Source organism: Bdellovibrio bacteriovorus (assembly GCF_041888015.1).
In the GTDB taxonomy this organism is placed as follows: Bacteria; Bdellovibrionota; Bdellovibrionia; order Bdellovibrionales; family Bdellovibrionaceae; genus Bdellovibrio.
The window spans coordinates 2,652,974-2,674,410 of sequence record NZ_CP168968.1 but is presented as its reverse complement, the minus strand read 5'-3'; the positions used below and the strand labels follow the sequence as shown (position 1 = coordinate 2,674,410).

Annotated in this window: 22 protein-coding genes, 1 tRNA gene and 1 riboswitch; of the genes, 13 read left to right on the top strand and 10 right to left on the bottom strand. The window is 48.0% G+C overall.

Annotated features, from left to right (window positions below):
• Window positions 1-21: 21 nt before the first annotated feature.
• Window positions 22-119: riboswitch (purine riboswitch) on the top strand.
• On the top strand, window positions 112-597 hold the full coding sequence (locus tag ACES2G_RS12770; RefSeq protein WP_374000384.1) for a hypothetical protein: 486 nt from the start codon (window positions 112-114) through the stop codon (window positions 595-597). It overlaps the preceding riboswitch by 8 nt.
• Window positions 598-707: 110 nt before the next feature.
• Here ACES2G_RS12770 and ACES2G_RS12765 read toward each other — a convergent pair whose 3' ends face one another.
• Window positions 708-1,241, bottom strand: a complete 534-nt coding sequence (locus ACES2G_RS12765) for a hypothetical protein (RefSeq protein WP_374000383.1) — start codon at window positions 1,239-1,241, stop codon at window positions 708-710.
• Between the two features lie 158 nt (window positions 1,242-1,399).
• The gene (locus ACES2G_RS12760; RefSeq protein WP_374000382.1) at window positions 1,400-1,942 is read right to left on the bottom strand and encodes a hypothetical protein; all 543 of its coding nucleotides are present in this window, start codon (window positions 1,940-1,942) and stop codon (window positions 1,400-1,402) included.
• Here ACES2G_RS12760 and ACES2G_RS12755 point away from each other — a divergent pair.
• Window positions 1,934-2,575, top strand: coding sequence for a hypothetical protein (locus ACES2G_RS12755; protein ID WP_374000381.1), 642 nt, complete (start codon window positions 1,934-1,936; stop codon window positions 2,573-2,575). The two genes, ACES2G_RS12760 and ACES2G_RS12755, sit on opposite strands and share 9 nt — an antisense overlap.
• Here the strand turns inward: ACES2G_RS12755 and ACES2G_RS12750 are convergent.
• The 5 genes from ACES2G_RS12750 to ACES2G_RS12730 all read right to left on the bottom strand — a co-directional run bounded on the left by ACES2G_RS12750 (window position 2,542) and on the right by ACES2G_RS12730 (window position 5,994).
• A tRNA-Gln gene (locus ACES2G_RS12750) sits at window positions 2,542-2,617 on the bottom strand. The two genes, ACES2G_RS12755 and ACES2G_RS12750, sit on opposite strands and share 34 nt — an antisense overlap.
• 211 nt (window positions 2,618-2,828) lie before the next feature.
• A complete protein-coding gene (spoVG, locus tag ACES2G_RS12745; RefSeq protein ID WP_011165187.1) occupies window positions 2,829-3,155 on the bottom strand; it encodes a septation regulator SpoVG in 327 nt (108 codons plus the stop codon).
• A 292-nt stretch (window positions 3,156-3,447) separates the two neighbouring features.
• Window positions 3,448-4,872, bottom strand: coding sequence for a trypsin-like peptidase domain-containing protein (locus tag ACES2G_RS12740; RefSeq protein ID WP_347357900.1), 1,425 nt, complete (start codon window positions 4,870-4,872; stop codon window positions 3,448-3,450).
• 13 nt (window positions 4,873-4,885) lie between these two features.
• Window positions 4,886-5,134, bottom strand: a complete 249-nt coding sequence (locus ACES2G_RS12735; RefSeq protein ID WP_262555633.1) for a DUF1844 domain-containing protein — start codon at window positions 5,132-5,134, stop codon at window positions 4,886-4,888.
• A gap of 47 nt (window positions 5,135-5,181) precedes the next feature.
• Window positions 5,182-5,994: a M48 family metalloprotease gene (locus ACES2G_RS12730; RefSeq protein WP_374000380.1), complete on the bottom strand. Its 813-nt coding sequence runs from the start codon at window positions 5,992-5,994 to the stop codon at window positions 5,182-5,184.
• A gap of 204 nt (window positions 5,995-6,198) precedes the next feature.
• Here ACES2G_RS12730 and ACES2G_RS12725 point away from each other — a divergent pair, with 204 nt between their 5' ends.
• The 9 genes from ACES2G_RS12725 to ACES2G_RS12685 all read left to right on the top strand — a co-directional run bounded on the left by ACES2G_RS12725 (window position 6,199) and on the right by ACES2G_RS12685 (window position 14,790).
• On the top strand, window positions 6,199-7,173 hold the full coding sequence (locus ACES2G_RS12725; RefSeq protein ID WP_374001903.1) for an AAA family ATPase: 975 nt from the start codon (window positions 6,199-6,201) through the stop codon (window positions 7,171-7,173).
• Window positions 7,173-8,042 (top strand): DUF58 domain-containing protein, encoded by an 870-nt coding sequence (locus ACES2G_RS12720; protein ID WP_347357897.1) that lies wholly within the window; start codon window positions 7,173-7,175, stop codon window positions 8,040-8,042. The genes ACES2G_RS12725 and ACES2G_RS12720 overlap by 1 nt, the downstream gene beginning before the upstream one ends.
• Window positions 8,042-8,935, top strand: coding sequence for a hypothetical protein (locus ACES2G_RS12715; RefSeq protein ID WP_374000379.1), 894 nt, complete (start codon window positions 8,042-8,044; stop codon window positions 8,933-8,935). Before ACES2G_RS12720 ends, ACES2G_RS12715 begins: the two co-directional genes overlap by 1 nt.
• Complete coding sequence (locus tag ACES2G_RS12710; RefSeq protein WP_347357895.1) at window positions 8,932-9,942, top strand: VWA domain-containing protein; 1,011 nt, start codon at window positions 8,932-8,934, stop codon at window positions 9,940-9,942. The genes ACES2G_RS12715 and ACES2G_RS12710 overlap by 4 nt, the downstream gene beginning before the upstream one ends.
• The gene (locus ACES2G_RS12705; RefSeq protein ID WP_347357894.1) at window positions 9,942-11,006 is read left to right on the top strand and encodes a VWA domain-containing protein; all 1,065 of its coding nucleotides are present in this window, start codon (window positions 9,942-9,944) and stop codon (window positions 11,004-11,006) included. The genes ACES2G_RS12710 and ACES2G_RS12705 overlap by 1 nt, the downstream gene beginning before the upstream one ends.
• The gene (locus ACES2G_RS12700; RefSeq protein ID WP_347357893.1) at window positions 11,003-11,752 is read left to right on the top strand and encodes a tetratricopeptide repeat protein; all 750 of its coding nucleotides are present in this window, start codon (window positions 11,003-11,005) and stop codon (window positions 11,750-11,752) included. Before ACES2G_RS12705 ends, ACES2G_RS12700 begins: the two co-directional genes overlap by 4 nt.
• Window positions 11,736-13,715 (top strand): BatD family protein, encoded by a 1,980-nt coding sequence (locus ACES2G_RS12695; protein WP_347357892.1) that lies wholly within the window; start codon window positions 11,736-11,738, stop codon window positions 13,713-13,715. The genes ACES2G_RS12700 and ACES2G_RS12695 overlap by 17 nt, the downstream gene beginning before the upstream one ends.
• Window positions 13,716-13,717: 2 nt before the next feature.
• The gene (locus tag ACES2G_RS12690) at window positions 13,718-14,203 is read left to right on the top strand and encodes a hypothetical protein (protein WP_347357891.1); all 486 of its coding nucleotides are present in this window, start codon (window positions 13,718-13,720) and stop codon (window positions 14,201-14,203) included.
• 143 nt (window positions 14,204-14,346) lie between these two features.
• Window positions 14,347-14,790, top strand: coding sequence for a pseudoazurin (locus tag ACES2G_RS12685; RefSeq protein WP_347357890.1), 444 nt, complete (start codon window positions 14,347-14,349; stop codon window positions 14,788-14,790).
• Between the two features lie 59 nt (window positions 14,791-14,849).
• Here ACES2G_RS12685 and ACES2G_RS12680 read toward each other — a convergent pair whose 3' ends face one another.
• On the bottom strand, window positions 14,850-15,386 hold the full coding sequence (locus ACES2G_RS12680; protein ID WP_347357889.1) for a hypothetical protein: 537 nt from the start codon (window positions 15,384-15,386) through the stop codon (window positions 14,850-14,852).
• Window positions 15,387-15,507: 121 nt separating this feature from the next.
• On the opposite strand from ACES2G_RS12680, the gene ACES2G_RS12675 reads away from it, so the two are divergent.
• The gene (locus ACES2G_RS12675) at window positions 15,508-15,771 is read left to right on the top strand and encodes a peptide methionine sulfoxide reductase (RefSeq protein WP_374000378.1); all 264 of its coding nucleotides are present in this window, start codon (window positions 15,508-15,510) and stop codon (window positions 15,769-15,771) included.
• A gap of 35 nt (window positions 15,772-15,806) precedes the next feature.
• Here the strand turns inward: ACES2G_RS12675 and ACES2G_RS12670 are convergent, their stop codons facing one another.
• The gene (locus ACES2G_RS12670; protein WP_347357887.1) at window positions 15,807-16,526 is read right to left on the bottom strand and encodes an NAD-dependent deacylase; all 720 of its coding nucleotides are present in this window, start codon (window positions 16,524-16,526) and stop codon (window positions 15,807-15,809) included.
• 86 nt (window positions 16,527-16,612) lie between these two features.
• Between ACES2G_RS12670 and ACES2G_RS12665 the strand changes: the two genes are divergently transcribed.
• The gene (locus ACES2G_RS12665; protein WP_374000377.1) at window positions 16,613-18,871 is read left to right on the top strand and encodes an aconitate hydratase; all 2,259 of its coding nucleotides are present in this window, start codon (window positions 16,613-16,615) and stop codon (window positions 18,869-18,871) included.
• A gap of 76 nt (window positions 18,872-18,947) precedes the next feature.
• Here the strand turns inward: ACES2G_RS12665 and ACES2G_RS12660 are convergent, their stop codons facing one another.
• Window positions 18,948-21,194 carry a hypothetical protein gene (locus ACES2G_RS12660; protein WP_347357885.1) on the bottom strand — a complete coding sequence of 749 codons (2,247 nt, stop codon included), beginning with the start codon at window positions 21,192-21,194 and terminating at the stop codon, window positions 18,948-18,950.
• Window positions 21,195-21,437: the final 243 nt, after the last annotated feature.

Sequence of the window (21,437 nt, the reverse complement as noted above, 5' to 3'; positions counted from 1 at the left end):
TTGCTATGGCCTTGAGGCATTGTTAGAAGTTTTGGGTACGCAAATATATGCCGGAAATAAGGTTCGGTGTTTCTACCTGCCACCAAGAATGGCGGACTATTTGGAGGAAGTTTGGTTAAGTTATTTGTCTCTATTGCACTTTCGGTTTTTTCTGTTGTTACTTTTGCATACTCATCAGTAGGCAACTTTCCAAAGGGGCCTGATGCAACTTTAACTCCCGGGGCTCTTTGTGAACATCCGGATAGTTATCGTTACCCGGAGAAAGTTCCATATTGCGAGAGGAACGTATCATCTGATCTAAAAAAGTCTCTTTTCGTGAAGTATGATCAGTTAGGTTTTCGTACTGGTCAAATGAAGCGTCTGGATTTTAAAATTGATCACTACATCCCACTCTGCATGGGAGGATCTAATGATGAGAAAAATATTTGGCCACAGCATAAGAGTATCTATGCAATTACCGATCCATTAGAACCAGTTTTATGTCAAAAGATGGCGGACGGAAGACTGAACCAAAAGAAAGCTGTGGAGTACATCACTTATGGCAAGAATCATTTGGATGAAGTTCGCCGCATCCTTGCTGAAGTAAATAGTTTATAAGAAATTGTGCGAGTGAAGATCTGTTTTTAGTCTCATACTTAGCAATAGGAATGTGGATGAACATTTGTGACAAGTCCTTTTACAAAAGAAATTACTAAGTTTTAAAGTGATCATTGATGGATCACTTTCACAAAATAGATGGATCGAGTAGCGAGCCAGCCTCCAAAAAATGCTCCTAAAAGCCATAGGGCTGCAAAATGGAATACTAGTTCGGCTCCGAACACTCCCAATAAGATCAAGGAAATTAGACCAAGCGCAGGGATATGTACAAATTGATTTTTTTTGAGAACTCGAACTTCCTCCTCAGTTAAGAAGAATCCTGCTAAGAAAACTCCCAGGCTTAAGAATAAAATCCCACAGAAAGTCATGCAGAGGTTGTGTCCCCCGACTCCCATGAACCATTCTTCAAGCGATTTATCTGTGTTGAATGGGTTTAAACCAAATTGATGACAAACGGATAAAGATAAAAAACCGATCACCATGTTGGCAATCATTACCTTTATAAAAACCATGTGTGGCTTGGGATTTATTCGGCCTTTAATTTTTTTTAAAATTGCATCAGATCTATTCAAGGAAAACGACACCGGCTTTGAGTAAACGAAGATTTGAAAGTCCATATTTAGGTTCTCGTTCTTTTTGCTCATAGCGACCTCTTTGGCTATATAGGAACAGCATGAGCAAATTGTGACAGCAAGACTAAAAAATTACTGCAGTAGTCTTTTGTCAATTAACAACTCTTGGTTGTTTTGTCGAATTTTTAGTCAGAAGTATGCTTACTATGATTAAGCTTTAAAAAGTCGCTTTAGAGTTTCCATTTTTTAATAAAATATTGAAGTCCATTTTGAGCGATGTTTAAGCGTCGGGCAGCCTCGGCTCGTGTTGAGGAACCCTTTAGAACTTCGACAATATGAAGCTTTTTTATTGCATCAACATGTGCGTCTATTTCCTCAAGAGTAATGGGCTTGCTTTTCGCCGGGTTGAAGAATATCGGATCAAGATTCTCGTTTCGAACTACGCTAGAATCTGCGCACAAGAGCTGTCGTTCAACCATTGACCGAAGCTCACGGACATTTCCTGGCCAGTGGTAGTCCCGAAATTTATCAAGACATTCTCGATGGAAAGAGCGTTTGAATCGGTTGTTCTCACAAACCTCGTCTGTGAATTTTGCGACCAGGGGTTCAATATCCTCGGTTCGGTTTCTAAGTGGGTCTGTATTTAAAGTAATATTGAATAGCCGATAGTAAAGGTCTTCACGGAGTGTACCCATGCTGGAAAAGTTGAAGACATGCGCTGCTCTTTTAAAAGGGTCCGAGCTGATAAGATCGAGGAAATTGTAGTGAAGCATCTGACCACAACTATCCTGCAAGCGGGATATCTCGAAAAGATTGAAGCGGGTTTGGCCGAGTCAATTAAGGCCGAGCCCAAGGAATTGAAAGAACGTGCTTCAAAGATTCAAAAGGCCATTACTGAACTTGATTCGGAAATCTCATCCACGTTCCGAATTCAATCGCGATTAAAAGATGGGACGGAGGCCGTTCAGTTAGCGGCTGATCGGTTGGAAGAGTTAGCTCAGAAACGAAAAGAACTGCATCTCCAGTTGCTGGAGGTAAAGGCTCGGGCAGAGGGAGCTATGGAAGTCCGAGATGTCGTTTCGGGAATTCAAGACCGTATCTTGGAGTTTAAAAAAGGTTTTTCCAAATCCACTCCTGCGGTTAAGAGAAGACTCATTAGAAAGGTGCTGGGGAATTTGTTTTATACTCCTGGTAAAATTGGGATTGAATTTAATCTTTCAGAACAGCGCGCGGAAAATGTGATTTCAATAAATAAGAGTAAAAATAAAGCAAATGGGCAGATTTTAGACGTAAATGGGCCTCCAGCGTTGCCCTCGAGGGCTGCCGGATCGGATTTGACTTTGCCGTTTGTAAATTTGCGAGATGGGTTAGATGGATGGGGTAGCAGGACTCGAACCTGCGAATGACAGAATCAAAATCTGTTGACTTACCAACTTGTCGATACCCCAACAAGATGCATTTGCGAAAACCCAAACTACGGATATTGCGGCCTAAAATCAAGAAAAGACTTCTTGCGTCGTAAGATTGGTGGGGGACTGGCAGTAAAAAAGCCCGTCAGGGATCTGACGGGCTTAACGTTTCCATTGGTGTTTGAAGCCGCCGTCTCGGACCATTTCCACATAAAATGGCCCGTTGGCGTGTGAGCAGGGAACTTCAGACCTAATAGTCGTCGTTGCCGTAATCGCTCCCAGGAGCTTTCTGGCGTTTTAGACTGACAAGGGTCTCACCCATGGATTTGAGTTCTTTTTCATAAGCCTCAAAAATGAGGTCTTCAATCATCGCCCGGGTCTCCTGATTCAGGGGATGGGCGATATCGCGGAACTGACCGTCTTTGCGCTTCTTGCTGGGCATCGCCACGAACAAGCCGCTGGTTCCCTGAATAACCTTTAGATCTCTCACCACGAAGCAATTATCGAGGGTGATCGAGACATAGGCCTTCAGCCGGTCCTCATTGACGGGGAAAACTTTCACCTCGGTGACTTTCATACAGTCCCTTTCTTGTTGCCGTTCTTGTTGCAATATCCGTTGCTCATACTCGAGACCGCTTTCACGGTCTTTTTGTCGCAATCTTGGAGCCAAACTATGGTCCCGTATTTCTTCTCGGTGAGACTCAGAAAAACTAAAGACCTAGGTCGAGGAATTTTTTAATTTTCCCGGCCAGGTCTGTCGTTTGCCTCAAAATGAGGCAAGTGCTTACTTATATAGCAGCATAATAAAAAAGCCCATCCGAAGATGGGCTTTGAAGCAGTGCTCTTGATTAAATTTTATGAGCTGAAAGCTATTCGATACTGATGATCTGAATACGTGCGTTGCGGGCAATGCGTAGGGTGTTCTTGCCCTTTTTCAGGGACTTTAGAACATCTTTAGAGGTGTCCACGGGCTGTTTATTAACATCCAAGATCACATCCCCGACACGAAGGCCGCCTTTGCTGGCGATGGAGAATCTTTCCGTCTCAATCACCACAGGCTGCTTCATATCATCCGGTAAGCCCCACTCCTGACGCAGTTCTGGGGTAGGATCAATCACCGAGAAGCCCAGATTAAACGGAGCCTTCTGGCCAGTGTAAGTTTTGGCTCCCGCCGTGCGAGTGGCGCGTTTTTCTTCCACACGTTCAGCAGTCGTCACGTTCAGGGTCATTTCTTTGTTGTTGCGGATCACCTTGGTTTTAACTGGCTTGCCAATCGGAGCATCCGCCACCGCATCCATCAAGTCCAAAGTAGAACGAATGGTTTTGCCGTTAAACTCGGTCACGATGTCGTACATTTTCAATCCTGATGTCATCGCCGGGCTGCCTGGAGCAATCCCTGTGATTACGGCCCCACGAACTTCGCCAAGGCCCAGGTATTCTGCAGCTTCCGGATCAAGATCACCCAGGTTTGTACCCAGGAATCCGCGAGCAATGCGCCCCTTACTTTCCAGAACAGGCAAGATCGCTTTGACTTCATCAATCGGAATCGCAAAACCAATTCCTTGAGCGCGGGCATCAATCGCCGAGTTCACGCCGATAACTTGTCCTTTGGTATTTACCAATGGACCGCCAGAGTTCCCCGGGTTGATGCTGGCATCTGTTTGCAGCAAGGGGATTTTGTTAATCTCTGTGATGTCGCGGCCTTTAGAGGAAATAATCCCTTTTGTCATCGAGTGACCGTGACCAAATGGATTCCCGAATGCCGCCACCCATTCACCAACTTCAACACTGTTGGAAGACCCCAAAACCGCCACCGGCAGTTTGCCTTTCGGAGTGATCTTGATCAGGGCGATATCCGTTCTTTCATCGCTGCCAACTAAAGTGGCCTCGAAAACATCCGTGGACTTTTCGCTCAGCTGAACGTTGATCACGTCAGCCCCTGCGATCACGTGGTTGTTCGTGATAATCAAACCGTCTTCACGAATGATGAAACCCGTTCCCAGACCCATCTGTTGCGGGCGTTGTTGTTGCTGAGGCTGCTGCATACGGAAGCCATAAAGCTGTTCCAACATATCCAGCATTGGGTCACGCATGCGCGGAGAGTTTTTCGGCAATGCCGTTGTCGAGATATTCACAACCGCTGGATTAATGGCTTTAGCCAGTTCCACGAACAGATTGCCGGGAAGTGGATCGCTGAGCTTCATTTTTGGCGGATCTTTAGGAAGCTCTTTGGCGCCAGTTTGAGCTTGAGCGGTCATCGCGAAAGACAGGAAAAGAACGAGCAGTGTCTTCATAGAAAAATTCTCCTTACATAGACACGAATTTCATTTGCAAATCACTGATTAAGTTTTCCAAAAATTTGGCTTCGTCGCCAGTTAAATTGCCCTTGGTCTTTTGCTGCAAGACCACCAAAAGGTCGATATTAAAGCGAGCCATATTTTTATCTTTGCTCACTTCGCCATTGGCAGGGTTCGGGGCCAGGCCCATCGCCATCACGGCGGAAGATGCCACAGACATAATCAAAACCGAGAAAGAAGCTTCTAATTTTTCAGTCATAGTTCAGGTCCTTTTTCTAATCTGAGTTTTCTATTTATCCTGTCAAGTTAGATAGGATAATAGCCCATCAGCTTTTGCAATCTGACCTCGATGGCCGGATGGGATTTTAGGAACAAATTCTTCTGTTTAAAGCCTTCCGGGTTCACCATAAAAAGGTGACTGGTGCAGGCGGGGATTTCCAAAGGCTGGGTTTGCGCCAGCCCTTCCATGCGCCACAAGACTTCGCCCAGCTTATTACGGCTTTCCAAAAGTTCGGAGGCCATCAAATCATTTTCAAAGAATGATTTTTCCACCACCACCATCTTGATAATCAGCCACCCAATCGGGGACAGCAGAGGCATAAAGAATTGAAGATTGTAGGGCAAAAGATTGTCCAGGAATTGTCCTAAGCCCACGACCGAGTTGGCCAAGGTGCTGCTGACACTGAAAGCAAATGTGTCCAAGCGACGGATGTGACAGATCTGATGGGCCACAACGGCTTCGAGCTCTTCATCGGTCAGCTTGTTCAGAAGACCTGCGGTGAAACCCAAAGATCCGCGTTTCCAGGAATGACCGACGCAAAAAGCATTTACGGAAGAATGAGGAGTCACATAAACAGCTGGAGCTGGCATGGACAGTTGCGCCGAAAGCCGCTCGACCTTGTCGATCAAACCCCAAGAGTCTTGACCTTTGATTCTTTGGGCGTTCAGTTTTGCCAGCACACGACTTTCGCCGTAAATGAAGACGAAAAGGTTCAAAAGAACCGCCAACAAGAAGCCGATCAGCAGGCCCAGTCGTTCTCCCATTTGGTAGCCCAAAATAAGCAGCGCCAGGGAGCTTGAAAGAATGAAAATCCAGACTTTTGTATTGTTGTTAATCATATAAAATTTGTCCCACTTAATCCTTGGGTTGGCAAGCGGGGAGGACACGGCGTTATGCCAGCCCTCAAAATAGTTTTTCCTGACATGGCAACTCTAAACTTGCGAAGTCTTTGGGATAATTGTGAAATATATTGGGCGTCGATCTTTATGAGATCGAACAAGTCCTATTCTCTTGGAGGCAAGAACGTGAGTGAAGTCGATATCATGGCCCTAAATGCCGCGATCAAGCAAGAAAGCCAATTCATTGATAAAATGATGGCAGAAATCAACAAGGTTGTCGTAGGGCAAAAAGAAATGGTGGAGGGCATCATGATGGGCCTTCTGACCGGCGGACACATTCTGCTGGAAGGCGTGCCGGGCTTGGCGAAGACGCTGACCATCGCCACTGTTTCCAAATCCATTTCTCTGGATTTCCAGCGCATTCAGTTCACGCCGGATCTTCTGCCGACAGACTTGATCGGGACGATGATTTTCAATCCGAAATCAGGTGAGTTCGCTCCTCGTAAAGGACCTATCTTCACCAATATCGTTCTGGCCGACGAGATCAACCGTGCTCCGGCAAAGGTTCAGTCCGCGTTGCTGGAGGCCATGGCCGAAAAGCAAGTCACCATCGGGGATGAATCCTACAAACTGGCAGCTCCGTTCCTGGTTCTAGCGACTCAGAATCCGTTAGAGCAAGAAGGAACTTATCCGCTGCCAGAAGCGCAGATGGACCGTTTCATGTTCAAGATCAACGTGGTGTATCCGGGTAAGGGCGAAGAGCTTGAGATCCTAAACCGCATGGGCACGAACGAAAAACCTGTGGTGAACTCTGTGATCTCCAAAGAGGATCTGCTGCGGGCTTCTGAGCGGGCAGATCAGATTTACGTTGATAACAAAATCAAAAATTACATTGTGGAATTGATCATGGCTTCCCGTAAGCCGGGTGAGTATGGCTTAAGCCGTATTGCCAATCTGGTTAATGTCGGTGGTTCACCGCGTGCGACGATCAGTTTGTATCGTGCCGCGAAAGCTCATGCGTTCTTGCGTGGGCGTGGCTACGTGACTGCCGAAGACGTGAAGGCGATTGCTTACCACGTTCTGCGCCACCGTCTGATTCTGACTTACGAAGCAGAAGCCGAGAACATCAAAACTGACGACATCATCAAAGAAATCCTAAGTCAGGTTGAGGTGCCGTAGTGAGCCTTCCTCCTGAGGTCTTAAAAAAGGTCAAACTGCTTGAGATCAGCACAAGAAAACTTGTGAACAATCTCTTTGCTGGTGAATACCATACGGCGTTCAAAGGCCAGGGTATGACCTTTGCGGATTTCCGGGAATACGTTCCGGGCGATGATGTGCGTTCGATTTCCTGGCCGCTGACGGCGCGCACGGGAAAACCGTATATCAAAACCTTCGAAGAAGAGCGCGAGCTGACTTTGATTCTGGCCGTGGACGTCAGTGGTTCCAGTGATTTCGGAACGGGTCCTTATTTTAAGGGCGAAGTGATGACTCATATGGCAGCCCTCTTGGCGTTTTCGGCGGTGAAGAACAACGACCAGATTGGTTTGTTGTTGTTCAGCGATCAGGTGGAACACTACGTTCCACCGAAAAAAGGACGGGGCCATGTGCATCGTCTGTTGCGTGATTTGTTTTATTATAAACCCAAAAGCCATCGCACCAAACTTTCTGCCGGTTTCAGTTATCTGCAAGGAGTTTTGAAAAAACGCGCGACGGTCTTTGTCTTTAGCGATTTTATGGATCAGGGCTTTGAACAGTCCCTGCGTTTATTGGGAAGAAAGCACGACGTCGTGGCCTGTGTGGTGAACGACGCTGCGGAATACTCGCTGCCTGCGATGGGTGTCATCGAAGTGCAGGATGCTGAGACGGGTGAAATTGTCACAGTCGATACCTCTTCCCAGGGCTTCCGTACTCAGTACGAAGAAGCGGTGGGTAAACGCAAAGATCAACGCGACAAGATGCTTCGCCTGGCACAGGTGGAGCGGGTGGATGTGAAGTCCAGCGAGGATTATGTGAATCCGTTGGTGGCCTTCTTTAAGAAGAGAAAATAATGGCAGCGATTCAGTGTAAGGCAGAAATTCCCAGTATTGAGGGACTAAAAGACAACGAGCTCACTGTGGGCCGCGAGTTTTTGTTGGTCTGCGACGGGGATTTTCCGAAAGATCTGCAACAGGAAAAACTTCACTTTGTTCTGAAGCCAGAGCAAAAATATCAGATCCATTTTCTGGGGTTTGAGTTCAGATCGCAGACTCAAGCGGATGTGAAGGCCACAGCTTATACGGCGGGCAATATTCAATTTGAAGACCTGCAGCTTTCCGATGGCACCCAAACTCTGAGCTTGGGGCCGATTCATTACGCAGTTCAAACCGTCTTGCCCCAGCAACAGCCGGGGGAAGCTCCCGTCAAGCAGGAGCCTTTTGGTCCGATTGGGCCTGCCAGCATCGGTGTGCCGATGCTGTATTGGGCTTTGCTTGCTGGATTCATTGGTCTGCTGGTTTTGATTGCCATTTCCAAAGTGTACCGAGTGGTACAAAGACGCAATATGCTCGAACGTTTGCGTGAGCATGATTCAGCGTTAAGTCCTCTGGCGGAATTCCATCAGCAGTTCCGTCGTCTGCAAAGAACCAATCCGGTGTTCTTCGGTAAAGATGCCGATAAAGGCCAGATTGATGAAGTGCTGGTTGAAACCAATAAGATCTTTAAATTATTCCTGACTCGTCAGTTCCGTGTTCCTGCGTTGGAGTGGAGTGAGCGTCTGGTGATCAAGGATCTTAAGAAGTATCATGCTAAAACCTATGCCGAGCTTTCTGAAGACCTTAAAAAAGTTCTGCGCGAATACCAACATGCCTTTAAGGACCGGAAAAATCTTTCCAGCAATGACGTACTGAACCTGGCAACTCAGGCCCGTGTTCTGGCTGAAAAGATGGAAAGGTTGTCGTCATGACCTACCATTCCTTATGGGCCTTGTGGTTTGTGATTCCTCTGGTTTTGGTGTTGGTGTGGATCTTCTGGCAACGCAAGAAGAAGACACCGACCTTGCAGTTTGGTTCGATCGAGCTGCTTAAAACCGTTGCGCCCACCTTGCGCACACGCTTGATGCATCTTCCGAATATGCTAAAAGCCCTGGGTTTGATTCTGGCTATTTTGGCTTTGGCTCGCCCGCAGACCATGAACACCAAAGTTCGTAAGAATGTGGAAGGTATTGATATCGTCATCTGTCTGGACGTATCCGACAGTATGTTGATTGAAGACATGAAGCCTTTGAATCGTTTGGAGGCAGCCAAAGAAACCATCGGTAAATTTATCGAAGGTCGAACTTCAGATCGCATCGGTCTGGTGGTTTTTGCCGGTGAATCCTTCACCATGGTTCCACCGACGTTGGATTATCAAATGATCCTGCAGCGTGTGGGCGATATCTCCAGTGCCTCCAGTGCAAAAATTAAGGACGGGACGGCTTTGGGGGTTGCCATGGCCAATGCCGCAGGTCGTTTGAAAGATTCTCAGGCGCGCAGCCGTGTGATGATCTTTATGACGGACGGGGAAAATAACTCTGGAACGATTGATCCGGAAACGGGTCTTGAGATCGCCAAAGGTTATGGTATCAAGGTTTATTCCATCGGTATCGGTAAAGACGGTCCGACACGCATCCCGGTTTATGGCCGTGATATTTTCGGTCAAAAAGTAAAAACTTACCAGCCGTTTGAAAGTACTGTGAACGAAGATCTTTTGGGCCGCATGGCTGCGGACACGGGCGGAAAGTACTATCGCGCCACGAACGAAGGGGCCCTTCGCAATGTCTTTAACGATATCGACCGCTTGGAAAAAACCAAGATCGACGTCAATAAATACACCAACTACACAGAAAAATTCCCGCCATTCCTGATTGCTGGATTGATTCTTTATCTGGCGGGTCTGTTGTTAGGCCGTTCCTGGTTAAGGAGGGTGCCGTAATGTTCCGCTTTGAAAACGTAGCTGCCTTTAACTATTTGTGGCTGATTCCGGTGATTATCCTTATTGGAATCTTCTTTGATCGACGTGCCAGAAAGAAAATGGAGACGGCGATTGGCTCTAGATTGTATCCCTTCCTTTCTAGTTCTGTGTCCCGTAAAAAGCGCTCTATTAAGACTGGCTTGCAGGTCTTGGCTGTTCTTTGTTTTGTGATTGCATTGGCTCGTCCACAAATGGGCGAGTCCCAGCAGGAAGTCAAAAGTGAAGGTGTTGAGATCATCTTCGCCGTGGATGTGTCCGAAAGTATGATGGCCGAAGACGTGAAGCCTTCACGCTTGGCGCAAGCCAAAGCCGAACTCAGTCGTTTGGTGGATCTGATGCCTGGAAATAAAGTGGGCATCGTGGCTTTTGCTGGATCGGCCGCCTTGTTGTCGCCGCTGACCAACGACCCGGGTGCTATTAAAATGTATCTGGAATCATTGGAACCCAGCTCAGTTTCATCGCAAGGGACGAACTTCACCGAAGCCTTGAAGATTTCCAAAGAGGCTTTCGAGCGTGGCGGTGTGACGACGGACGACACCGTCAAAGTGACAAGAGTGATTCTGATTGCGTCTGATGGTGAAGATCACGAACAAGGCGCTTTGGATGAAGCCAAAAAAATGGCCCAGGAAGGCGTTCGTATTTTCTCGCTGGCTTATGGGACGGAAAAAGGCGGGGCTATCCCGGTTCGTGATGGCATGGGCTTCCTGAAGGGTTACAAGAAAGACCGCCAGGGGCAGACGATTCTGACGACAGTAAAGGGTGATGCTTTGCGAGCCTTGGCGGAAGCCGGTCAGGGCAGTTTCTATTTTGCGACATTTGGTGGAGATCAGACCAAGCTTTTGGTGGAAGATATCAGCAAGCTGGAAAAAGCTCAGTTCGATACCACGATGGCCGTTCAGTATGAGGAACGTTTCCAGACAATCCTGATGATCGGAATTATCATTGCGCTGCTTGAGTTGTTCTTGGGCGAACGCCGCACCTCTTTCCTCTTCTGGAAAGGCCGCTACGAGGTACCCCCAGCATGAAGCGCTTGTCGTTGGTTTCTATTTTTACAGTCGCAGCACTGTCCGGTTGTGGGCCGGGGCGGCCTCATCTTAAGACGCTTGAGTTAAATCGTGAGGCTAATAAGGCGATCACGGCGCAGACTTATCCGGCGGCGATGGAGAAGTATCTGCAGGCTTTGCGATATGATCCGTTTATTGGGCAGTTGCATTTGAATTTGGGTTTGAGTTTTGAGGGACAGCAGCAGGCCGAGAAGGCTTTGCAGTCCTATAAAGAAGCTGAAAAGCTGGCTTTGTTGGATAAGAACTTCCCGCTGGTGTTTATGTCGCGCTTTAATCAGGCGCAGCTTTTAGGTAAGGCCAAACAGGTGGATGAAGCCTTGGCGGTCTATCAAAAGGCGCTGGAGATCATTCCTTCTTCGAATGAAGTCAAAACCAACATTGAGCTTTTGATTCAGCAGCAACAAGGTCAAAGCGGGGGCGAAGGTCAGCAGAACCAGCCTCAGCAAGGGGATCAGCAGCAAAATCAGGATCAGAAGAATCAAGAAGGTAAAGATCAAAAGGATCAGAAAGATCAAGAGCAGGATCAAAAAGAAGGCAAGCAGAAGCAACAGTCACAGAAGTACAAGCCCCGTCCGTTTAATGGTAAAGAGCTTTCTGAAGGTGACGTAAAGAAAATCCTGGGCGAACTGAAGCAGCAGGAAGAAAAGATCCGTGCCGAGTACAATCGTAAAGATGTGAAGGAGCAGCCTCGTGATAAAGACTGGTAATTTCCTGTTCTTTCTTAGTTTTATTTTCTTCGGGCTTTTTGCTCTAGGGGCGGGCACGACAGTAACTTCGACCGTAGATCGCAATGAAATGGGGTTGGGGGATACCTTCACGCTGGGTGTGGTGGTAGTAACAACTGACGACGTGAATATTCAGGATCCGCGTTTGCCGGATCTGGATGGGTTTGATCTTTTAAATAGCTGGCAGTCCAATGCTGTGGCCCAAAAGCTGGTCAATACCGGATCCGGAATGCAGTTTCAGACCCAACGTCGCAGAGAATTTCACTATCAATTAGCCCCGAAGAAGACCGGGACACTAAGTGTCGGCTCCTTTGAAGTGGTCGTTGATGGCAAGGTTCACCGCACGCAGCCTGTTGTTATCAAGGTGGGTAGTGATGCTCAAGGCAATGCACCCAAGCCTCCGAAGCGTCCCGCGATGCCAGGGTATGAAGATCCCTTTGAAGAAATGGATCGTGCCGAGCAAGAGATTTTTGATCAGCTGTTGCGCAACCGTATGAGAGGCTTCCAAGGCGGAGGCCAGGGGCAAGCGCAAGAAGATCAGTACAATGGCTATCCGGCAGCATCCAATTTGCCAGAAGCGGCGTTCCGCAGTTTGCCGACAAATCCGAATGATGCGTTCTTTATCTCTGTGGAAGTTGATAAGACGGAAGTCTTTGAAGGTGAGCAGGTCACGGTCAACTGGTATATCTACACTCGTGGCCAGATGGAGACTTTGGATCGCTTGAAATTCCCAAGCCTGAAGGGCTTCTGGAAAGAGATCATCGAGGAAGTTCCTTCCATTCAGTTTATGGAAGAAATTGTTAATGGTGTTCCCTGGAAGAAGGCGCTTTTGGCGTCTCACGCTCTGTTCCCAATTAAGCCGGGAACGGCGACGATTGATGAATATAAAATCAAATCCCGCGTCAGATTGCCAGCTCAAGGGTTTGGTTTCTATGGCAAGCCCTATGAATACACCAAGAGTTCCGCACGGGTGCCGATCAAGGTGAAGCCGTTGCCTGTAGAAGGGCGTCCAGCGGATTTTACCGGGGCGGTCGGGCAGTTTGAATTCCATGCCTCTGTTGAAAATAACAATGTTCTGGTCAATCAGCCCTTTGGTTTGAAGGTCCGCTTTGAAGGTGCGGGCAATGCCAAGATGATTGATCTGCCTGCGTTGAATCTGCCGACGGGGCTTGAGCAATATGACAGTAAGTCCGAATCCAAGTTCTTTAAAAACGGTCGAAGCTATAAAGAGTTTGAAGTGCTGGTGATTCCTCGTCAGGAAGGTCAGATGATCATCCCGGGCTTGAGTGTCAGCATGTTTGATCCTCAGACCAAGAAGTACTACACGCGTGCCACAGAGCCGATCACCTTGCAAGTGTCCAATAACCCGAATGCTCCGGTGGGGTCCTCTTCACGCATGGCGGACACTGGCAAACCTCAACAGCCCAAAGTTGTTGAAAATCGTCTGCCGGATCCTTTGATGCAATGGCAACCGGCAGCGGAAGCCAGCGTTCTGTATCGTCCCTGGTTCTGGGCCGTTTTATATTCGATGGCTTCACTGGTATTGCTGGTCAAAGCCCAACGTGAGTTCGGATGGGGGCGCCGTCGTCGCAGTTTGAAAGAGCTTGTACAGAAACGCTTTAAGGTTGTGGATGCCGCTTTGGCAAAAAATGATTATCGCAAAGTGGGTGTTGAGATGACCAACACATTCTACACGGTTCTGGGGGAAATCTCGGGAACAGGTGGGGCCGCATTGGAAATTGAGCGTCTGCTGGAAATGATTCCTCCAAGTATTCGCCGTGACCACGGAGATGCTGTTGCCAAGAGCTTTGAGTTCTTCCAAACCCTGAGTTTTGCGCCAGAAGAAATGCTTGGCAAAATGAAGGAAAAAGAAACCATGAAGTCCCAAGTGGATCATGCAAAAAAAGTTTTGAACGCGGTGGTGTCCGCGGTCGAGGAGAAATAGAAATGAAATCTTTGCTTATAACCTCAATGACTTTGATGGCTTTGCAAGCGGGTGCTCAGACGCCGGCGGTTGAACCGGTTCCTGGATCTGAAATCCAAGAGCAAATGCCTTCTGAAAACATCACGCTGACGGCACCTCAGGGCGGAGTCAACGTGGACCTGAAGTCAGCTCACCACACCAATAAAGACGTTGTGATTGGCGAACTAAAAAAGTGTCATGATCAGATCATGGCTGAAGCCAAAGCTGCCAATCAGCCGGTACCGGTGGGCAAAGTGGTGGTGGACTTTAGTTTTGACTCTGAAGGCGCAGTGACGAAATTCCAGTTCAAGGAAAACCGCGTGCGCCCGACGTCTGAAGCTTTGAATTCCTGCATCGAAACGTCGATTCGTCAGGCAAAATTTGAAAAACTTCAGAGCCAGAGAAAAGGCAAAGTAGTAAATGTATTTTACCCTTATATCTTTGAGAACAAAAAAAGCGTGAAGCAATAGTTTGTTGCACCCCTTGTGGTCTAATTGAAAACCGAATGAAACGGAATTGAAAAAAGCGCTCTCACTTAGAGCGCTTTTTTTGTGCCTTTTGACTATTTGCTTTTGCAGGAGTGAAATCGGGCCACAAAAGAAAAGAGGCTCGTATGAGAAAATATTTTGTTCTTTCTGCAACTGTCCTAAGTTTGGCATTCGCAGGCCTGGCTGAAGCGGCCACTCACGAAGTAAAAATGTTGAACAATGGCAAAGACGGGATCATGGTTTTTGAGCCGGGATTCCTGAAGGTCAATAAAGGTGACACCATCAAGTTTTTGCCGACAGATCCGGCGCACGATGTGTCTTCTGTAGCAATCCCTAAGGGGGCAAAGGCCTTTAAAGGTGCTATCGGCAAAGCGGTTACGATGACTGTGACTGAAGAGGGCGTGTATGTCTATGAATGCAAAGCCCATATTGCCATGGCCATGGTTGGTGTGATTCAAGTGGGTAAGCCGGTTAATATGGCTGAAGCCAAGACAGGTTCTCAGGAGTTGGCAAAACAATTCCTGATGCACAAAGATCGTCTGGATAAATATCTGGCGCAGGTAAAATAAGGAACTGCAGAGCTAGCTCTGTAAAATAAAAAAGGGTCAGATGTCTGACCCTTTTTGTTTTAGCGCTTATAGAAGGGCAAGCGTTCGTATTTTTTGTGGCGTTGGAAGGGCGATTTTCCACTGCCTTCCTGGGACGAAGTCCCGATATAGAAAAGTTCCATGCCATCTTTCTGTTCAGATTTAAAGATTGAGTATGTTTTGTCTCCAACATTAGGGGCTTTATACTCGTCACACAGATAGCCTGAAACCACTTTCTTTTCATTGCGTTTCCAGTCGGTGTAGTCGCAGTATCTGACCATGTTCAAAGCCTCGGCCACTTCTTCAGTTAGGGGAGTGTAAGAGGACTCTGTCACCGTCATATCAACCTGACCGCCTTCCGTGCGGACTCCGTACTGAATTTCAAACGCCAGATATGACTGCTTGCAGGCATCTTCTTCATAGGCCACATGAGTCAGCACCCATTTACCATCTTGAGTTTGCAGATGGGTTGTCAGGACATCGCCATCGTCGCTGTAGCAAGGGCGGTCATAATAAGTCACGGCTTGTTGAGGGGCTGCGAAAACGAATTGTGTCAGAGCAAATAAAAGTTGAATCATGCTTCTAGACTATCGAACAGAAGCTGATTGCCAAGAACAAATTAAATCTATTTTGCTTAGTGGCAAATGGACAGCTTGGTGAAGCGGGCAGAAAATGGAAGCTCGCACCAAGGAGGCTCCTATGACACCGGATTATTCCCCCTTTCGACATCTCAACGACATTGGTGGAGGAGAAGAGAACGAAGGTCTTTTCGTCGATGGTAAAACCGGGGAGCCCATACTTATTCGTGCTCAAGGTGATTACTGGATGAATCCTTTTGCTTTGCGATTTGTTCCCGTCAAAGATCTGAAACACGAAGGCTATCAGGACTATCTGGAGCTATTCCATCGTGAGCAGCAGAATTTGAAGAACACTGAAAACGAAGCCGGAGCGCCGGGATATTGAGCATCTCCAGCCGCTGCTATTCGGGTTGGTAAGCTCTAAGGAGTTCCTTCTCCAAGGAACTCCGCAATAAACCGCGGAACCTCCGTGGAAGCCGGGCCGATATAGTGCTGGTCAAACGCGGGGGACACCTCGGTGTCTTTGAGATTGATTTCTATTTTCTTGGCCTTCCAGGCCAGTCGGACAAAGCCCGCTGCCGGATAGACGTTTCCACTTGTTCCTATCGAAACAAAATAGTCAGCCTTGTCCAGGGCCTCATAGATTTCTTCCATGTGGTAAGGCATTTCCCCGAACCAGACGATGTCGGGACGAACTCCGCCGCGGCGCCCACAGTGCGGGCAGGGTTGATCGACAGCCAGATCCAAGAGCCATTCAAAATGTTCGTCACAATGAAGGCAAAAGACTCGGTCCAGGCGTCCGTGCATGTGCAGCAGGTTTTTAGAGCCCGCCCGACGGTGGAGGTTGTCGACGTTCTGGGTGACCAAAAGGAAGTTTCCTTCCCAAGTATTCTCCAGATCCACCAAGGCCAAATGGGCGGGATTTGGGAGCAAGGCCGGGTCTTTCAGTTGAGCCCGTCTCATGTTGTAAAAGCGCTGGACCAAGGCTGGATTTCGAGCAAAAGCTTCAGGAGTTGCGACATCCTCGATGCGGTGATCCTCCCACAGGCCGTTCTGGTCCCGGAACGTGCGAATACCGCTCTCGGCCGAGATTCCAGCGCCTGTGAGGATGACTATGTTCTTAAAAAGCCTTAAGTCCATTATGCCTCGCGCAACGTGCTGTTAACATTGAGATTTCAACTGATTTTCATTAGGATGGGGCGTTCTTCAAAGAAAGGCAATTTACAATGGCTTCTAAAATCGAAACTTCACCTGAAATGGTGCAGAACGTATACAAGAAAACAGCTGAAAGATTGGCTGTCGTTCGCAATCGTTTGAACCGCCCTTTGACATTGGCGGAAAAAATCTTGTTTGGTCACTTGGATGATCCACAAAATCAAGAATTAGTTCGTGGCGAAAGCTTCCTCCTTTTGAGACCAGACCGTGTAGCGATGCAAGATGCAACAGCACAAATGGCTTTGTTGCAATTCATGCTTGCAGGAAAAGATGAAGCTGCGGTTCCTTCAACAGTTCACTGTGACCACTTGATCCAAGCCTACAAAGGTAAAGACGTGGACATGACTGTGTCTAACACAGCTAACAAAGAAGTTTTCGACTTCTTGGCGACAACGTCTTCTCGTTACAACATCGGCTTCTGGAAACCAGGCGCTGGTATCATTCACCAAGTAATCCTTGAAAACTACGCGTTCCCAGGTGGTTTGATGATCGGTACAGACTCTCACACTCCGAATGCGGGTGGTTTGGGTATGTGTGCTGTGGGTGTTGGTGGTTCTGACGCTTCTGACGTGATGGTGGGCCTGCCTTGGGAAGTTAAAAATCCTAAGTTGATTGGTGTTCACTTGAAGGGCAAGTTGACGGGCTGGGCGTCTGCAAAAGACGTGATCCTGAAACTTTGCGGAATGCTGACTGTTAAAGGTGGAACTGACAAGATCGTTGAGTACTTCGGTGAAGGCACAACGTCCATTTCTTGCACAGGTAAAGCAACTATCACAAACATGGGTGCTGAGCTGGGCGCAACTTGCTCTGTATTCCCATACGACGACCGTATGGCGGCTTACTTGAAATCCACAGGCCGTGACGAGCTTTCCAAAGTGGCAGACGGCCACAAAGAGCTTTTGTCTGCGGATGCTGACGTTGTTGCCAACCCAGGCAAATACTTCGACGAAGTTTACGAAATCGATTTGTCTGTTTTGGAACCGCACCTGGTGGGTCCTCACTCTCCAGACATCGCTCGTCCGATCTCTGCTTTGAAAAAAGAAGCGGCTGAAAAAGGTTACACAATCAAGATTTCTTCTGCGTTGATCGGTTCTTGCACGAACTCTTCTTACGAAGATATCGGCCGTGCGGCCTTCGTCGCGAAACAAGCGATGGATATCGGTGTGAAAATGAACCAGCCGTTCCTGGTTTCCCCGGGGTCCACTCAGATCCAAAAGACCATCGAACGCGACGGTCAAATGACGACATTCAACGAAGTCGGCGCGACAGTTCTTGCGAACGCTTGCGGTCCTTGTATCGGTCAGTGGAAGCGTGATGATATCAAAACGGGCGAGAAGAACACGATCGTGACTTCCTTCAACCGTAACTTCCGTGCACGTAACGATGCGAACCCAGAAACTTTGGCGTTCATCGGTTCTCCGGAAATCGTAATGGCGTTGGGTCTTGCAGGTCGTTTGGACTTCAACCCGGCAACAGACGAACTTGAAGGACCAAAAGGCAAAGTGAAGTTGCAAGCTCCCGTAGCTCCAGAACTTCCTGCAAAAGGTTTCATCCCTGATACAGAAGGTTATCAAAAACCAGCAGGTGCTCAGGCACAAGTGGCTGTCAGCCCAACTTCCGAGCGTTTGCAACTTCTTTCTCCGTTCACTAAATGGGATGGTAAGGACTTCGTCGATAATCTCGTGCTTGCAAAAGCAAAAGGCAAATGTACGACAGACCATATCTCTCCGGGCGGTAAATGGTTGAACTACCGTGGTCACTTGGACAACATCTCTAACAACATGTTGTTGGGTGCGGATAACGCATTCACAGGTGAAATCGGTAAAGGTAAAAACCTTCTGACTGGTGAAACAGCGGAATTCGCTCAGGTGGCTCGTGCTTACCAGAAAGCGAACAAAGGCTGGGTTATCATCGGGGACGAAAACTACGGTGAAGGTTCTTCTCGTGAGCACGCGGCAATGTCTCCAAGATTCTTGGGTGCAACTGCGGTTGTGACGAAGTCTTTCGCTCGTATCCACGAGACGAACTTGAAAAAACAAGGTGTTCTGGCTTTGACGTTCGTAAATCCAAAAGATTACGACAAAATCCAGGAAGAAGATCATGTTTCCTTGGTGGATCTGAAAGATCTTGCTCCGGGCAAACCAGTGAAAATGAACATCAAACACAAAGATGGTTCTTCTGAATCCATCGAGTTGAAACACACTTACAACGCAGAACAATTGAAATGGTTCCGCGCGGGAAGTGCGTTGAACTTGATCCGTGGTTTTTAATCAGATCCTGAATAGTTCAAGATAAAAAAGCCCTGGTGCAAACACCAGGGCTTTTTCTTTTTTAAGTCTTAAGTAATTAAGGAATAGTCTCGTCCAGCAGGAAGTTGTCTGCCGTCATCGGCTTCCATCCTTGTTTCATCGCTTCTTCGTACTTACTGCCGGTATAATCGCCAGTGTTATTGTCCATGTAGCCATAGAAGTTCTGAGTAACTTCTCCACACGGAGCAGCCGTTGGTGGTGTCGCGCTGGAAACCTTGCGGTACACCAGGCTGAGCGCGATGGCAGTGCGCGGACCCTGATAGTATTCCAGTCGGGCCGGTTTTTTTGAGTTTGCATCCATATAGATCGCCGTCGTTGAGCAAGTCATCTTGGTGGAGTGATTCAGGTCGTTGTCGATGACTTCCTTAAATGAAGCGGTCTTGCTGTCGGCGATATAAAGTTTTGAGCCGTCATCAGACAACAGGGCAAACTGATAGTACCCAGCGGTGTCTGTGGACTTCAGTTTCATGATGGTGTTCATGCGCAAGGCAAACCATTCCACCAGTTTGCTGCCCCCATCAGAGACCTTCTTTTTCACCAGGTCACCATCTGTTGTCGGGAAACCGTTCGAGAAAGTGCGTGTCGGAACAAAGATCTGGGACATGTAAAGGATCACATTCGCATCTGTGCCTTTTTCAAAATAGTCTTTCAATTGAGTCCAGCCACCACCTTCACCCGCGTAGTAGTAGATGCTGCCCTTCCAACCCTGACGGCATGAGGTGGCACTGGTTGTGAACGGATCACAGACAATTTTCTTGGCAACAAAGGCGATGGACTTCGTCGCAATGTTCCCGGCAGCATCGCTTGCCGTCACGGTCAGCGTATGATCGCCTGGCAGAAGATTTTTAAAAATCAAAGAGGTTTGAGAATGACAGTTGTTGATGGTCTCTGAAGCTGTACCCATTTTGCGTACACAGCTGGAAGACTTGATTCCGGACAGTGTGTCCTTAATAGAGAACGGAGAGAAGGTGGCCTGCTTCTGATCTTCGGACATGGCTGGCGCAGACGCAGTGATAACTGGGGGCGTGATATCGACTGAGAAATCATAAAGGGGAGCCACTTTGATAGCCCCTGCCGTGGTATACGCAGCCACGCGTGCCTTGTAGGCCGTGCCATTCACAAGTGTGCAGTGAGCTGCGGTGAAGGCGAAAGAAGTGCCGGAGCTGGCTGTTTCAGGGCAAACAACTGCAGAACCCGCAGCATTGAGGATTGCTACGCGATAACCACTTGCCCCTGGAGACGCCGACCAGTGAACCGTGGGTTGCAAAACAGATCCAAGATATTTGTCTTTTACAGTGTCCTGACCACCAGTCAGACCCAGAATTGAAAAGTCATTTGTACCAGAAGCTTGGCTTTTCCAAGTATAAGTCAAAGGGGCCGACATATTGCCAACCTGGTCGATCGCTTGCGCTGTGAAGGTGTGAGTTCCTTCCAACAAGCCAGCGTAAGATGCTGGGGAGGTACAAGACTTCAAGGCCGCACCATCTAAAGAACAGCGGGTCTGGGCGATGCCAGTACCTTGACCATCATCAGCTGCAAATTCAAAGACCGCGTGGCTGGAGGCCGCGTTGGCAGCAGGTTTAGAGGTGATGCTGATAGAAGGTGCTGTGGTGTCCACAACCCAAGCGTGCTCAACGATGTCTGAACGATTTCCTGCGCGATCGAAGGCGCGCACCTGGAAGCGTTTTTGTCCTTCAGTCAAAGAGGTCAAGTCTTTGACACTTTCACAGGAGGTGAACTTACCTGCGCCAACAATCTGGCATTCATAATAGTCCAAGCCGCTCAAGTCATCATCTATCCGCATAGAAAAACGGGCTTCGGAGGTGTCGCTCAGACTGTCAGGTTTTTGATTCAAAACCACAACCGGGGCGATATCATCGTGAGTGATGGAGGCCGAGTAGCACTCCGACTCCACCTCTGACAGGCGGGTCTTCTTCACGAACTTCGCATAGACAAAGTTCAAGGCATTCAAGCTTTTAAGGTCCCAGGATTTTGTCGCAGAAATATCCTGCCAAGTGCCGCCAGATTTACAACTGGAGTCATCTGTCAGATAGACATGAGTGGCTTCCGGTGCATTGATTTTGACTTGCACCGTGCTGTTGGAAGTAAAAGGATTTCCGTCATTCAGGGTGATGGAAGTCTCTCCAAGCCCGCGGACCTGGCTGGCCAGTTCTTCGGAAGAGACGTCGAAATTCACATTCTGCGGAGCGCAGTTTTGATAAACAGTGACCGTGGTAAAGAGAAAAGTCAGCGTAAGGCCTGATCTGATCATTTTTGATTTCATGTTGTTTCCCCACCCATTGAACTAACAAGCTGCTATTGCAAGGCTCAAACCAATCTGTTTTCTTTTCGGAATCTGCCGTGGGAACGTAAACAAAATCAGTGGATTCGAGAGCTTAGAATGTTCTATGTGTTTCTGTTTTGGAATGAGAACAGTCGATCTTCTAGGCATGAGATTCATTACAAAGAAGCAGAGAGTGCCTTCAGCGCCAACAAGCAAGATCTGAAGGTGTTTTGGGTGCAAAAA

Excerpts from the sequence above, each read along its gene's own strand:
- ACES2G_RS12765 (WP_374000383.1), bottom strand. The coding sequence starts at position 1,241 with ATGAGCAAAAAGAACGAGAACCTAAATATGGACTTTCAAATCTTCGTT.
- ACES2G_RS12760 (WP_374000382.1), bottom strand. The coding sequence starts at position 1,942 with ATGCTTCACTACAATTTCCTCGATCTTATCAGCTCGGACCCTTTTAAA.
- spoVG (WP_011165187.1), bottom strand. The coding sequence starts at position 3,155 with ATGAAAGTCACCGAGGTGAAAGTTTTCCCCGTCAATGAGGACCGGCTG.
- ACES2G_RS12740 (WP_347357900.1), bottom strand. The coding sequence starts at position 4,872 with ATGAAGACACTGCTCGTTCTTTTCCTGTCTTTCGCGATGACCGCTCAA.
- ACES2G_RS12735 (WP_262555633.1), bottom strand. The coding sequence starts at position 5,134 with ATGACTGAAAAATTAGAAGCTTCTTTCTCGGTTTTGATTATGTCTGTG.
- ACES2G_RS12730 (WP_374000380.1), bottom strand. The coding sequence starts at position 5,994 with ATGATTAACAACAATACAAAAGTCTGGATTTTCATTCTTTCAAGCTCC.
- ACES2G_RS12725 (WP_374001903.1), top strand. The coding sequence starts at position 6,199 with ATGGCCCTAAATGCCGCGATCAAGCAAGAAAGCCAATTCATTGATAAA.
- ACES2G_RS12715 (WP_374000379.1), top strand. The coding sequence starts at position 8,042 with ATGGCAGCGATTCAGTGTAAGGCAGAAATTCCCAGTATTGAGGGACTA.
- ACES2G_RS12710 (WP_347357895.1), top strand. The coding sequence starts at position 8,932 with ATGACCTACCATTCCTTATGGGCCTTGTGGTTTGTGATTCCTCTGGTT.
- ACES2G_RS12705 (WP_347357894.1), top strand. The coding sequence starts at position 9,942 with ATGTTCCGCTTTGAAAACGTAGCTGCCTTTAACTATTTGTGGCTGATT.
- ACES2G_RS12700 (WP_347357893.1), top strand. The coding sequence starts at position 11,003 with ATGAAGCGCTTGTCGTTGGTTTCTATTTTTACAGTCGCAGCACTGTCC.
- ACES2G_RS12690 (WP_347357891.1), top strand. The coding sequence starts at position 13,718 with ATGAAATCTTTGCTTATAACCTCAATGACTTTGATGGCTTTGCAAGCG.
- ACES2G_RS12685 (WP_347357890.1), top strand. The coding sequence starts at position 14,347 with ATGAGAAAATATTTTGTTCTTTCTGCAACTGTCCTAAGTTTGGCATTC.
- ACES2G_RS12680 (WP_347357889.1), bottom strand. The coding sequence starts at position 15,386 with ATGATTCAACTTTTATTTGCTCTGACACAATTCGTTTTCGCAGCCCCT.
- ACES2G_RS12675 (WP_374000378.1), top strand. The coding sequence starts at position 15,508 with ATGACACCGGATTATTCCCCCTTTCGACATCTCAACGACATTGGTGGA.
- ACES2G_RS12670 (WP_347357887.1), bottom strand. The coding sequence starts at position 16,526 with ATGGACTTAAGGCTTTTTAAGAACATAGTCATCCTCACAGGCGCTGGA.
- ACES2G_RS12665 (WP_374000377.1), top strand. The coding sequence starts at position 16,613 with ATGGCTTCTAAAATCGAAACTTCACCTGAAATGGTGCAGAACGTATAC.
- ACES2G_RS12660 (WP_347357885.1), bottom strand. The coding sequence starts at position 21,194 with ATGAAATCAAAAATGATCAGATCAGGCCTTACGCTGACTTTTCTCTTT.